The 13,922-nt window shown below is 74.1% G+C and carries 6 protein-coding genes and 2 pseudogenes; 4 read left to right on the plus strand and 4 right to left on the minus strand.

Annotation, left to right across the window (positions count from 1 at the left end; translation table 11 throughout):
* The first annotated feature begins 110 nt into the window (after positions 1–110).
* Both BS72_RS25780 and BS72_RS25785 read left to right on the plus strand, forming a co-directional pair.
* The gene (locus BS72_RS25780; RefSeq protein ID WP_407639062.1) at positions 111–2,099 is read left to right on the plus strand and encodes a discoidin domain-containing protein; all 1,989 of its coding nucleotides are present in this window, start codon (positions 111–113) and stop codon (positions 2,097–2,099) included.
* Positions 2,100–2,401: 302 nt separating this feature from the next.
* A complete protein-coding gene (locus BS72_RS25785) occupies positions 2,402–6,136 on the plus strand; it encodes a discoidin domain-containing protein (RefSeq protein ID WP_078901627.1) in 3,735 nt (1,244 codons plus the stop codon).
* Between the two features lie 201 nt (positions 6,137–6,337).
* On the opposite strand, the gene BS72_RS25790 is transcribed toward BS72_RS25785, so the two are convergent.
* The 3 genes and pseudogenes from BS72_RS25790 to BS72_RS25800 form a co-directional block, all read right to left on the minus strand.
* Positions 6,338–7,303 (minus strand): tetratricopeptide repeat protein, encoded by a 966-nt coding sequence (locus BS72_RS25790; RefSeq protein WP_037913986.1) that lies wholly within the window; start codon positions 7,301–7,303, stop codon positions 6,338–6,340.
* 338 nt (positions 7,304–7,641) lie between these two features.
* Positions 7,642–8,649, minus strand: coding sequence for a sugar phosphate isomerase/epimerase family protein (locus BS72_RS25795; protein WP_037913989.1), 1,008 nt, complete (start codon positions 8,647–8,649; stop codon positions 7,642–7,644).
* Positions 8,650–8,820: 171 nt separating this feature from the next.
* A pseudogene (locus BS72_RS25800) lies at positions 8,821–9,965 on the minus strand (Gfo/Idh/MocA family protein).
* 382 nt (positions 9,966–10,347) lie between these two features.
* Between BS72_RS25800 and BS72_RS25805 the strand changes: the two are divergent.
* Entirely contained in the window at positions 10,348–11,535 is a 1,188-nt protein-coding gene (locus BS72_RS25805) for an ROK family protein (protein ID WP_037913991.1), read from the plus strand.
* 206 nt (positions 11,536–11,741) lie between these two features.
* Positions 11,742–12,568 (plus strand): annotated as a pseudogene (locus BS72_RS25810) (sulfurtransferase).
* Between the two features lie 156 nt (positions 12,569–12,724).
* Here BS72_RS25810 and sepH read toward each other — a convergent pair.
* Positions 12,725–13,825 (minus strand): septation protein SepH, encoded by a 1,101-nt coding sequence (gene sepH / locus BS72_RS25815; RefSeq protein ID WP_078901629.1) that lies wholly within the window; start codon positions 13,823–13,825, stop codon positions 12,725–12,727.
* Positions 13,826–13,922 lie beyond the last annotated feature (97 nt).

Consider the following 13,922-nt stretch of genomic DNA (forward strand, 5'->3'; position numbering starts at 1 on the left):
ACCGCCTCACCCTGCTCATCCGCATCACCCGCTGGCGCCCGCCGCAGACCGGCGGCGTCCAGCAGCTGGCCGCCGAACTGCGCCGCCTCAAGCCCGACTTCGACGCACTGCTGCGCCCGCACGCCGCCGTCCACGGCGAGCTCTACAACCGGGTCCGGGTCGACTTCGGCGGCGGCGCCGACCGCGCGCTGACCACCGACGAGCTGCTCGCCCGCGCCCAGCGCGAACGCACCCTGCCGGCGGCCCTGCTGGAGAAGGTCTACGACGCCTGCCGCTACACCGTCATGTCCGCCAGCGGCGACCTGCCGCCCAACCTCCAGGGCATCTGGAACGGCAGCTGGAGCCCGCCCTGGCACAGCGACTACAGCGCCGACGCCAACCTCCAGCTCGCCGTCGACTCCATCGTCAGCGGCAACATGCCCGAGCTGATGGAGGGCTTCTTCTCCCTCATCGAGTCCGGCGTGCCGTCCTGGCGCGAGGGCGCCGCCAAGCTGGCCGGCTGCCGCGGCATCCTGTACCCGGCGCGGATGCAGGACCAGGGCACCTACTTCCAGCAGAACCACGACTGGCAGTGGTTCAACCAGGTCTCCATCGCCGGCTGGCTCGGCCACTACTTCTACGACTACTACCGCTACACCGGCGACCTGGACTTCCTGCGCCACCGCGCGATCCCGTACCTCAAGGACTGCGCCCTGTTCTACGAGGACTGGTGGACCGCCGACGCCGACGGAACGCTGCGCTCCACCCCGTCCTTCTCCTACGAGTCCGCCTTCGCCGACAACGCCACCATCGACTTCGCCGTCGCCAAGGAGGTGCTCACCAACCTGGTCGAGGGCTGCCGGCTGCTCGGCGTGGAGAAGGAGTCGGTGCCCCGCTGGGAGAAGCTGCTCACCCGCTTCCCCGCCTACATGGTCAACACCGCGGACACCACCGGCGGCACGCCGCCGCCGAACTGGCTGATGGACGGCGGGGTGCCGGCGGTCGCCGACGGCACCCTCAAGGAGTTCATCGGCGCGAACATGCTGGAGTTCCCGCCGCACCGCCATCTGTCGCCGCTGTACCCGCTGTTCGTCAGCAACGAGCTGAGCCCCGAGCAGACCCCGCAGATCTGGACGGCGGCGGAGAAGGCGTACGAGAAGAAGATCCGCAGCGTCACCGAGTCGGAGTCGCACTACCGGATGCAGGCGTCGCTGTGCGCCGCGCGGCTCGGCCGCGGCGACGACATCTGGAACTTCCTCACCCTGATGGCGGCGAACAACGTCTTCCACACCAGCCTGGTCCCCTCGCACTACGACGACCTGAACGTCTTCAACATCGACGCCAGCGGCGGCATCCCGGCCGTCCTGCACAACGCTCTGGCCTTCTCCGCCCCCGGCCGCCTGGACCTGCTGCCCGCGCTGCCCGGCGCGCTGGCCACGGGCAGCATCTCCGGCATCCTCGCCCGCGGCCGGATCACCATCGCCTCGCTGGCCTGGGACTACCCCGGCGGTACCGTCACCGCCCGGTTGGAGTCCGCGATCCGGCAGTCGGTCGAGCTGTCCGTGCCGCCGGGCCTGGACGGCACGGTGCTCACCGTGGGCGGCCGGCGGCAGCGGATCGGCGCGCTCGGCACGGCCGGCCGGCAGGGCGTCCGGGTCACGCTGCCCAAGGGCGCCACCGCGGTGGAGATCACCTTCACCCCGGTCGCGCCGCCGCCGGTGGCGCACCTGATCTCCTTCGGCGCCGCGGTCACAGCCTCCTCCACCCGCACCACCGACGGCGACGTCGGCCCGGAGAAGACCGTCGACAGTGACAGCACCACCCGCTGGACCAGCGACTACGCCGACAACCAGTGGCTCCAGCTCGACCTCGGCGCGGTCCGCTCCGTCACCGAGATCAAGCTCGACTGGGAGACGGCCACGGCCAGGGACTTCGCCGTCGACGTCTCCGCGGACGGCCACACCTGGACCACCGTCGCCACGGTCACCGGCAACTCCGCCGCCGGCTGGATGGACTTCCCGGGCCTGAGCGCGACCGGACGCTACGTACGGCTGGACCTGACGACCCGCGCCACCTCCTACGGCTTCTCGCTGTGGGACGTGGAGGTCTACGGCAGCTGATCCCCGCCGGCGGCCCCGCACCCGGGTGCGGGGCCGCCGGACCCGCTCGCACCCGCCCGCACCCGCCCGCACCCGGTCCGACGGTCCGACGGTCCGACGTTCCCGTGATCCGACGGTACGACGGTCCGACGCTCGGGATGTCCGGGCGCACGGCCGTTCTGACGGTCTGACGGTCTGACATTCCCGTGATCCGACGGTACGACGTACGGCGGTCCGATCGTCCGACGTCCGTTCCGACGCTCCGCCTTACGACGCTCCACCTTCCGACGTTCCGCCACCACCGCCCCGCCAAGGAGGCACCCGTGCGCGACGAACCAGCCGGGCCACCGGCCCAGCAGCCCGAGTCATCCCCGGCCCGGCGGCCCGCCCGGCCCGGGGTGTCCCGGCGCGGCTTCCTGGCCGCCAACTCCACCGTGCTCGCCGCCTTCGGCGCCGGCGTGCTGCTGCCCGCCGGAGCCGCCGCGGCGGCGGCCAAGGGGGGCGGGGGCCCGGCCGGCCGGGCCGCCTCGGACCTCGCCCGGTACCGCCCGGTGACGGCCTCCTCCACCGCGTACGCGGCCACCCAGCCGTCCTTCGCCACCGACGGCCTGGACGCGGTCGGCGTGCGCGGCAGCGGCTGGCGGGCCGGGACCGGCGACGACCCCCAGTGGATCGCCGTCGACCTCCAGCAGGTGTGCTCCGTCACCGGAGTCGACCTCGTCTTCGAGGCCACCGCCGACGACACCCCCTACCTGCCGTCCTCCGGCGCCCACTCCCGCGAGGGGTCCACCGGCGACGAGATCCAGTCCAGCTGCGCGGTCGCCTTCACCCTGGAGGTGTCCACCGACAACTCGACCTGGACCACCGTGCACCGGGAGACCGCGGGACGCGGCGGGGCCGTCAGCATCCCCCTCGACCCGCCCGCCACCGGACGCTGGGTGCGGATGACCGCGACCAGCCGCTCCTCCGCCGCGCCGCTGGGCCTCAACGGGTTCCAGGTGCACGGCACCGCGCACGGCGCCCGCCCCGCCGCCGAGGGCTGGACCGACTGGCACACCCTCGCCGGCCCGCCCCCGGAGCTGCGCGTCGCCGCCGACGGCAGCGTGCCCGTCGAGTCCGGCTGGACGGTCACCACCGACGACTTCGCGCCCTCCACGGACGGCGCCGTGCTGTCCGGCCCGGGCGTGGACACCTCCGCCTGGCTGCCGGCCACCGTGCCCGGCACCGTACTGGCCTCCCTCGTCGAGCAGGGCAAGCTCCCCGACCCGGTCCTCGGCCGGAACAACCTCCAGGTGCCCGAGGCGCTGTCCCGCCACTCCTGGTGGTACCGCAGGGAGTTCACCCTCCCGGCCGGCCTGGACCACGGGCCCGGCCGCCGCGTCCGGCTGGAGTTCGACGGCGTCAACCACCAGGCCGAGTTCTGGCTCAACGGCACCCGGCTCGGCACCGCCGTCCACCCCTACGCCCGGGCCGCCTTCGACGTCACCGACGCGCTGCGCCCCGGCCGCGGCCCCAACGTCCTCGCGGTGCGGGTCGACCCGATGCCCTACCCGGGCAGCCCCGCCGACAAGGGCCCCAGCGGCGACTCCTGGCTGGACGCCGGGAGCGGCACGATGAACCGCAACGCGCCCACCTACATGTCGATCTCCGGCTGGGACTGGATGCCGCCGGTCCGCGACCGCGCCACCGGCATCTGGAACCACGTGCGGCTGCGCTCCACCGGCACCGCCGTCGTCACCGACCCGTACGTCTCCACCAGGCTGCCCGACCTGCCGGACCTGGGCACCGCCGAGATCACCCTCACCGTCCCCGTCACCAACACCGCCGGCCGCGACCAGAAGGTCACCGTGCGGGCCGCGTTCGACGGGGTGCGTGTCGCCAGGACCGCCACGGTGCCGGCGGGCGCGACCACCGACGTCGTCCTCGCCCCGGCCGAGTTCCCCGCGCTGCGGATCGCCGACCCCGAGCTGTGGTGGCCCAACGGCTACGGCGAGCCCGTGCTGCACGACCTCACCCTCACCGCCGAGGCCGGCGGCGCCGTCAGCGACCGCCGCACCCTGCGGTTCGGGATACGGCAGTTCGACTACAGCTACAGCATGCCGGTCCCCATCGTGAACGGCCACGGCTCCCAGGTCCTCGACTTCACCGCCGTACAGGGCCGCTACGTGCGGCTCCAGGACATCCACCGGGCCACCCAGTACGGCATCTCGATGTGGACGCTGTCGGTCTACGCGGCCGGCGACCACTCCACCGACCTCGCCCTCGGCCGGCCCGCCACCGCCTCCTCCACCGACTCCAGCGCCGGCCCGCCGGGGAACGTCACCGACGGCGACTCCACCACCCGCTGGTCCTCCGGCTACCAGGACGGCCAGTGGATCCAGGTCGACCTCGGCTCGGCCGCGAGCGTCGACCGCGTCGCGATCGAGTGGGAGACCGCCTACGCCACCGACTTCACCGTGCAGGTCTCCGCCGACGGCCAGAACTGGACCGAGGCCACCTCCGTCGCCCAGAAGCCGGTGCAGCCGCTCCAGATCTCCGTCAACGGCACCCGCGTCTTCTGCCGCGGCGGCAACTGGGGCTTCGACGAACTGCTGCGCCGGGTGCTGGGCACCCGCACCGCCGACACCGTCGCCCTGCACCGCGACCAGAACTTCACCATGATCCGCAACTGGACCGGCTGCTCCAACCGCGAGGAGTTCTTCGCCGCCTGCGACGAGAACGGGCTGCTGGTCTGGAACGACTTCTGGGACGGCTGGTCGATGGATCCGCCGGACCACGCCGCGTACCTCGCCCTGGCCCGCGACACCCTGCGCGCCTACCGCAGCCACCCCTCGATCGCCGTGTGGTGCGGCGCCAACGAGGGTGCCCCGCCGACCCCGATCGACGACGGCGTGAAACAGCTCGTCGCCCAGGAGGACCCCGACACCCTCTACCTCGGCAGCTCCGCCGACGGCGTGGTCAAGGGCCACGGCCCCTACAGCTGGACCGACCCCGGCTCCTACTTCGGCACCGGCAACTTCGGCTTCCACACCGAGATCGGGATGCCCGTCCTGCCCGTCGCCGAGACCATGCGCAACCTCGTCGGGGACGAGGCGCCGTGGCCGGTCGGCGACGTGTGGGGCGCCCACGACTGGGCCCGCAACGGCGCCCAGGACCCGCGGGGCTACCAGGCGGCGATCGAGGACCGGCTGACCGCCGCCGACGACCTCGACACCTTCACCACCCGCGCCCAGCTCGTCAACTACGAGAACGCCCGCGCCATGTTCGAGGCGTGGAACTCCGCGCTGTGGGACAACGCCTCCGGGCTGCTGCTCTGGATGTCCCACCCGGCCTGGTACAGCACCGTCTGGCAGACCTACGACTACGACCTGGACACCAACGGCTTCTACTACGGCACCCGTTGCGCCTGTGAGCCGCTGCACATCCAACTGCGGCCCTCCGACGGCCAGATCACCGCCGTCAACCACACCCCGGCCGCGCTGACCGGCGCCACGGCCACCGCCACCGCGTACGACCTGCTCGGCAACCGGCTGGCCCCGCCGGCCTCGGCCACCGTGGACGTCGCCGCCTCGGCCACCGCGGACGGGCCCGTCGCCGCCTTCACCGCCGACCTGCCCGCCCTGCACCTGCTGCGCCTGGACCTCACCGCCGCCGACGGCACCCCGCTGTCGCGCAACACCTACTGGCGCTACCGGCAGCCCTCCGACCTGCGCGGCCTCAACTCCCTCGCGCAGACCCGCGTCACCGTCGGACAGGTCGCCGACGGGCACGGCCGGAAGGCCCGGGGGAGCCGCGGCCCCAGGGCGTCAGACCCCGGCGCGCTGACCTTCACGGTGCGCAACACCGGCGCCGCCACGGCCGCCATGGTCCGGATCTCGCTGCGCGACCGCGCCACCGACACCCGCCTCCTGCCCGCGTACCTCTCGGACAACTACCTGTGGCTGCTGCCCGGCGAGGAGCGCACCCTGACCGCGACCTGGCCGCACCCCACCCGCGGCGGCGACCGCCCCCGCATCGTCGTCGAGGGCTACAACGTGCCGCGCACCACGATCGGCTGAGCCGCCACGGCCGGCGGAGGGCCCAGCCCCGCTCCACGAGCGCCCCCGCCGGACCGCGCCGCGGAACACGGAGCGGAGCGGGCTCGCGGGCACCGCGGCGCCGCCCCCCAGGGTGGCGCCGTGGCCGTCTCCCGGTGCGAAGGGGTGCCGTGTCGCGTTCCTCTGGCGCGCCCTTCCACCGGACGTGCCGGCACTCCGGCGTCACAGCGGTGAGATCCCCGTGACCTCCCGGAAGTCCGGGTCGTCGCGCAGCGACCGGAAGTAGTCGTCCAGGTGGCCGCGGACGAGGCCGATGCCGTCCAGGTCGCGCAGTCGGCGCAGTTCGGTGAGCGCGTCGTCGCGGCGGCCCGCCATGGTGTACACGGAGGCCAGGTTGTACGCGATGTCGGTGACCTCGTAGTCGGCGGTGGCCTTCCGCCTGGCCAGCAGGAGATCCGCCTCCGCCTGCTCGTACCTGCCGAGGCGCTTTTCCGCCGCCGCCCGATAGGTGAACAGCCGTGCGACGAGGTCGGGTTCGGCGTCGGACGGCAGCAGAGCGATCGCGTCGCCGTACGCCCGCAGGGCGGCGATGTCGGACGAGGTCCCTCCGCGCGTGTTCGCGTGGGCCACCCCTCGGACGTAGTGGACCTCCCAGCCCGCGTCCGCCTCTCCCGCGTAGCGGTCGAGGTGCTCCGCCGCCTCCGCCCACCGCCGCTCGGCCATCAGCGCCCTGCCGAGGTTCAGCTCGGCGTCGAGCGGCACGGCCTCCGCCAGGGAGAGATCGCGCAGAGCCCCCACCGACGCTTCCAACTGCCCCATGTAGCCGAGCACCTGCCGGTCGACAGCGGCGGTTCCGGCGACCAGGCTCTCGGTGTCGACACCCGCCTGGGCAAGCGACGCGTCCAGGCCGCGACTCGCACGGTGAGCGAGCGTCGCCATGCGCTCGTAGGCGTCGTCGCGCAGGATGTCCTGCCGGTGCCGGGTCAACAGCTGATAGACGAACAGCATGGTCAAGGGGACGTCGACGACCGCGGCCACCGCGAACATCCCCGGTACCCAGCCCGGCAAACCGACCGTGGCCGCACCTGTGATGAACGCGGGAACCGAGACCACCAGCAGCACAAGGACCGCGGCCAGCAGCTGTGTTGGAGCCAGCACCCGGCCGGGGTCGATTCCCTGGTTCGACACCTTCTCATTCTGCCGGGGCGGCACGTACCGGCGGGGCCGTCCCCGGAAATCCGCCCCGACCGCGGCCAGGAGCCGCCCCGCCCCGTCCGGCGGCGCGCCCTCGCCGGCCGGTGCCGTGGACGGCGGCCGCGGCGGGGCCGGACCGGTCGTCCCGCGCCGAGTGAAGGAGGGGGGCCGGTCCGGTCGTCCCGCGCCGAGTGAACGCGGCGGCGCCGGACCGCCGGCCTGGACAGGGGAGGAGCGGGCGTTCGACGCCGGACGGGCGGACGCCCCGGAGCGCCGCCCCCCTGACCAGGGCGGCGTTCCGGGGCGCGGTCCCGCCACGGGGGCGGGTGTCCTCAGGAGGAGGAGCTGAAGGCGGAGTCGAAGGACGCGGCGGGCGGCTCGATCGCGGCCAGCGCCCGTACGTGGGCGAGCGCCTGCGGGGCGCCGAGCAGCCGGTCCATGCCGGCGTCCTCCCACTCCACCGACACCGGCCCCTCGTAGCCGATGCTGTTGAGCATGCGGAACACCGGCTCCCACGGCACGTCGCCGTGGCCGGTGGACACGAAGTCCCAGCCGCGCCGGGGGTCGCCCCACGGCAGGTGGGAGCCGAGCCGCCCGTTTCGCCCGTTCAGCTGCTTGACGGATTCCTTGCAGTCCACGTGGTAGATGCGGTCCTTGAAGTCCCACAGGAACCCGACCGGGTCCAGGTCCTGCCACACGAAGTGGCTCGGGTCGAAGTTCAGGCCGAACGCCGGGCGGTGGCCGACGGCCTCCAGCGCGCGCACCGTGCTCCAGTAGTCGTACGCGATCTCGCTCGGGTGGACCTCGTGCGCGAAGCGCACCCCCACCTCGTCGAAGACGTCCAGGATCGGGTTCCAGCGGTCGGCGAAGTCCTGGTAGCCGCGCTCGATCATCGCCGGCGGCACCGGCGGGAACATGGCCACCGTGTGCCAGATCGAGGAGCCGGTGAACCCCACCACCGTGCGCACCCCGAAGGCCGCCGCGGCCCGCGCGGTGTTCTTGATCTCCTCAGCCGCCCGCTGCCGCACGCCCTCGGGCTCGCCGTCGCCCCAGATCCGGGCCGGCAGGATGCCCTGGTGCCGCTCGTCGATCGGGTGGTCGCACACCGCCTGCCCGGTGAGGTGGCAGGAGATCGTCCAGCACTGGAGGCCGTGCCGCTCCAGGGTCTCGCGCAGCTTCGGCAGGTAGGCGTCGTCGGTGAGCGCGGCCTCGACGTCGAAGTGGTCGCCCCAGCAGGCGATCTCCAGCCCGTCGTAGCCCCACTCGGACGCGAGCCGGCACACCTCGGTGAACGGCAGGTCGGCGAACTGGCCGGTGAACAGGGTGACAGGTCGGGCCATGGCGGGCGTCCTCCAGCGGTCGGGTCCATAGATAGGCCGGGGCCATTGGGTCCTACGCGGGACTCGTGGGCTTCCTCGGCCCCGTGGGGCTTCTTGAACGTGGCGTGTCCCGAACGGGACGTCCCGGTCGGAGCTTTCGCGTACGGGAATTCCGGCACCGCCGGCGGCGGCTCAGGCGCTCACGGGGATGTGTACCCCCAACGCGGCGGCGCTGGACTCCACGGCGGCCAGCACGCGCTGCACCTGGAGGCCGTCGGCGAAGGACGGCACCGGGTCCTCACCGGCGGCCACCGCCGTGACGAAGTCCCGCACCTGGTGGGTGAACGTGTGCTCGTAGCCGATCAGGTGCCCCGGCGGCCACCACGCGTCCATGTACGGGTGGACCGGCTCGGTCACCAGGACGCGCCGGAAGCCGGCGGTGGCGGCGTCCTCCGTGCGGTCGTGGAAGGCCAGCTCGTTGGCCTTCTCCGCGTCGAAGGCCAGGCTGCCCAGCGAGCCGCTGATCTCGATCCGCATCGCGTTCTTGTGGCCGGTGGCGAACCGCGTCGCCTCGAACACACCGATGGCGCCGCCGTCGAAGCGGGCGGTGAACAGCGCGGCGTCGTCCACCGTCACCTGGCCCCGCTCCGCGGCCGCGGTGCCGGACAGGCCGCTGGCCGAGGCGGGAAGCGGCCGTTCGGTGACGAACGTCTCCAGCAGCGCGCCGACCGAGGAGATCCGCTGCCCCGTCAGGTACTGGGCGGCGTCCACGCTGTGCGCCCCAGATCGCCGAGGGCGCCCGAGCCGGCCCTGTCCCGGCGCAGCCGCCAGGCCAGCGGGAACTCCGGGTCCACCAGCCAGTCCTGCAGGTACTGCGCCCGCACCTGGTGGATCCGGCCGAGCCGCCCCTCGGCGACCAGCCGCCTGGCCAGCGCCAGGGCCGGCACCCGGCGGTAGTTGAAGCCCACCATGGAGCGCACCCCGGCCTCCCGGGCCTCCCGTGCCGCCCGCACCATCGCCTCCGCCTCGGCGACGGAGTTGGCCAGCGGCTTCTCGCAGAGCACGTGCTTGCCCGCGGCCAGGGCGGCCAGGGCGATCTCGGCGTGGCTGTCGCCGGGCGTGCAGATGTCCACGACATCGATGTCCGGCCGGGCCACGAGAGCCCGCCAGTCCGTCTCCCAGGACCGCCAGCCGTACCGCTCCGCGGAGCGGGCCACCCCGGCCGCGTCCCGGCCGCACACCGCGGTCAGCTCGACCGGGCGGGGAAGGTCGAAGAAGCGGCCGGCGGTGCGCCAGGCGTGCGAGTGGGCGGCGCCCATGAAGGCGTGGCCGACCATGCCGACACGCAGGGGCGCGGCGCTGTCGGGCCGGTCCGCCGCGGCGGCGTCCGGGGTCGAGTCCGGAGTCGGCTCCGGAGCGGGGTCCGTACGGCCCGTACGGCCCGCGTGATCCGCGGGGTTCACGGGGTCCTGGGACGGGGGTGCGGTCGGTGCGTCGGTCGGCACACGGGTCGGCACAGCGGCTCCTCCTGGCGGCTCGCCCCAATCGTTATTCATCCGGCATCGACTCAAACTCACGAAGACGGATAGAACAGTTCGCGAGTTTCTGCCTGAACTTCGGCATAAGTCAAGGCTCTTGACGGCAGAATCGCAAAGAGGAAGCCTGCGTTCGACGATACGCGCCGCAGCTCGACACCCGGGGGTCGTCATCGAGACGCCAGTGAACCTGCGTGAGGTTGGAAGGCTACGGGTCCTGGAGGCCCTCCACACCACACCACGCAGCAGCCGTCCGGAGCTGGTCCGGCTGACCGGCCTGTCCAGAGCCACTGTCTCGTCGCTGATCTCCGACCTCATCGCGGTCGGCCTGGTCACCGAGGACGACGGCCCCGAGGAGACCGAGCCGCGGCGCACCGGCCGCCCCGCCCAGTCGCTGTCGCTGGTACCCACCGCGGGCTTCGCGATCGGCGCCGACATCGGCCACCAGCACGTCCGGGTCATCCTGTGCGACCTGTTCGGCGCCGTGCTGTGGGAGCACTGGGTGGCCAAGGAGGTGGACCGGGCGCCGGACGAGACCCTCGACCTCGTCGCCGTCCTGGTCAACCGGGCGCTCCAGGAGACCGGGGTGGATCGCGACCGGGTGCTGGGCATCGGCGCCGGGATCGCCTCCCCGGTCGAGAAGGGCAGCGGCGCCCTGGGCGCCGAGGGCATCATGCCCGGCTGGGTCGGCATGCGCCTGACCGACGAGCTGGCCCGCCGCACCGCCCTCCCGGTGCGCGTCACCAACGACGCCAACGCGGGCGCCCTGGCCGAGAGGATGTACGGCGCGGGCCGGCAGGCGGGCGACATGGTCTACGTTCGGCTGTCGGCCGGCATCGGGGCCGGCATCGTCAGCGGCGGCCGGCTGATGCTGGGCGCGCGCGGGCTGGCCGGCGAGATCGGGCACCTCCCGCTCACCACCGACGGGTTGATCTGCCGCTGCGGCAACCGCGGCTGCCTGGAGACGGTCGCCAGCCCCGTCGCCATCGCCCGGCTGCTCTCCGAGAGCTGGGGCCACCCCGTCGCCGCCCGCGACCTGCCCACCCTGATCGCGCAGCGCAACACGGGCGCGCTGCGCGCCGTCCGGGACGCCGGCGAGTCGGTCGGCCGGGCGCTGTCCACCCTGGTCACGCTCCTCAACCCGCGGCTCATCGTGGTCGGCGGCGACCTGGCCGGCGCGGGCGAGGACATCCTGGAGCCCATGCGCTCCGGGGTGCGCCGGCACACGCTGCCCTCGGCCGTGGAGGGCGTCGAGATCGTCACCGGCGGCCTGGGTGACGGCGCCGAGGTGCGCGGCGCGGCCGGCCTCGTCCTCGCCGACGCCCCGCAGCTCCTCTCGGGCGCCCCCGGCGACCAGCCGGAACCGGCGTAGGAGGGCTCCCGAGCCGCGGTCCGCGCCGGGGCCGTACAGGTCCGCGCAGCGGCCGTACGGGTCCGCGCCGGGTCCACCGGGCCGCCCGCCCGCCTACCCGCCTAGCTTCCCGTCTGCCCGCCGGGACGGGAACCCGGACCCGCTACCCGCGGGGCCCGCTGGAGGCGGTGTCCACCGGGGGCGGGGCCACCGCCCACAATGGGCGCATGGAACCCATCGTCTCGGTGGTGGAGCTCGCCGCCGCGCCCGCCACGACCGCCGTGCTCGACGTCCGCTACCGGATGGGCGGCCCGCCCGGAGCCGGGGAGTACGCCAAGGGGCACATCCCCGGGGCCCGTTACGTCGACCTGGACACGGCACTGGCCGCCCCGCCCGGCACCGGCGGCCGGCACCCGCTGCCCGACCCCGAGGTGTTCGGCGCCGCCATGCGTGCCGCCGGCGTCTCGCGCCACACCGACGTGGTGCTCTACGACGACTGGAACGGCTGGGGTTCGGCCCGGGCCTGGTGGCTGCTGCGCTGGGCGGGCCACGAGCGGGTGCGGGTACTCGACGGCGGGCTCGCCGCCTGGCGGGCCGCCGGCCGGCCGCTGAGCACGGAGGAACCGCCGCCCGGTGACGGCGACTTCACCCCCGAGCCGGGCTCGCTCCCGGTGCTCGACGCGGACGGCGCCGCCGCCCTGGCCCGGCGCGGCCTGCTGCTCGACGCCCGCGCGGGGGAGCGGTACCGAGGGGAGACCGAGCCGATCGATCCGGCGGCCGGGCACATCCCCGGCGCGGTGAGCGCGCCCACCGTGGACACCCTCGGCCCCGACGGCCGGTTCCGGTCCGCCGCCGACCTCGCCGGGCACTTCGCCGCGCTGGGCGCGGCCCGGGCGCCGAGGTCGGCGTCTACTGCGGCTCGGGCGTCTCCGCGGCCCACGAACTCCTCGCCCTGGCCGTGGCGGGGGTGCCGGCGGCTCTCTACGTCGGCTCCTGGAGCGAGTGGACCTCCGACCCCTCCCGCCCCGTCGCCACCGGCCCGCAGCCCGGGTGAGGCGGCTTCTCCGCCGGCCCACCCCGGGTGTGTGAGCGCACCCCCGGCCCCGGGGGAGTGATACCGCCGCGAGCGGCACCGCGGCCGGCACGCCGCGGGGGCCGCCCTTGGCGACCAAGGGCGGCCCCCGCGGGCCGTCGGGCACGCGCCCGACGGCTAATCCTGCTTCTTGCGGCGGCTGCCGAAGACGATCTCGTCCCAACTCGGCACCGTGGCACGGCGGCCCGGCCGGACCCCGTCGGCCTCGGCCTGCCGGTCGGTGGTGCCGACCAGCCGGTCCCGGTGCCCCGCCACCGCACGCGGCATCAGCACGTCCGCGTACGCCGAGCCGGCGCTCGCGGCCGGGGCGGCCTCCTCGGCCTCCTCCGCCACCTCGGCGGCCGGCACCGCTTCCGGCTGGACCGACGGCTGAGCGGGCACCACCAGGTCGCCCCGGAAGCTGGGCACCGCCTCCAGCAGGCTGGTGAGCGAGTCGCGCTCCTCCTGCTGCTCCTCGGCCCGCGCCTCGCGCGCCTCCCGCTCCTGGCGGTCGCCGCGCTCGGTGCCGCGCTCGGCGCCGCGCTCCGGAACGCGGTCCAACGACCGGTCCAGCGGACGGTCCCGGGGCAGCCGGGCGATCCGCGGCACGAACGGGAAGCTCGGCTCCTGCTGCTGGCTGGTCTCGCCGATCAGCGAACGGGCCTCGTCGTCCACCGCCTGCACCAGTCGGCGCGGCGGGTCGTAGGTCCAGCTCGCCGAGTGCGGCTCACCGGCCACCCGGTAGACGAGCAGCACCTCCCAGGTGCCGTCGTCCCGGCGCCAGGAGTCCCACAGGACGGTGTCCTTCTCCGCGCCGCGCAGCAGCAGCCGTTCGGCCACCGCCTCGCCCAGCTGGGGGCCGGTCGTCTCGCCCTGCCGGCGCACCGGGGTCTTGCGGGCCCGCTCGGCCATGAAGGCGCGCTCGGCCAGCACCGGACCCTCGAACCGCCGCACCCGCTCCACCGGGATGCCGGCGAGCTGCGCGACCTCCTCGGCGGAGGCGCCGGCCCTTATCCGCGCCTGGATGTCACGGGGCCGGAGATGGCTCTCGACCTCGATCTCGATCTGACCCAGCCGGGCCCGGTCGTTGCGCACGGCGGCGCGCAGCCGCTCGTCGATCGGGAGGGTGTACTCCGTGCTGTCGGCAGCCTTGAGCACCAGTCGTGTGCCGTCATTGCTGACGGCCACGACGCGCAGTTCGGGCACGGTTACCTCCCGGGTGGTGCCTGCCGACGTCACGTGCGTCGCTGCTCCCGTTGTGAACGAGTGTGGCCTGCCCGGGTGCAGCGTGCCACAACCTTGCTGAGTTGCTCGGCGTGTCGATTCAGTATGGTGA

The organism is Actinacidiphila yeochonensis CN732 (assembly GCF_000745345.1).
Classification (GTDB): domain Bacteria; phylum Actinomycetota; class Actinomycetes; order Streptomycetales; family Streptomycetaceae; genus Actinacidiphila; species Actinacidiphila yeochonensis.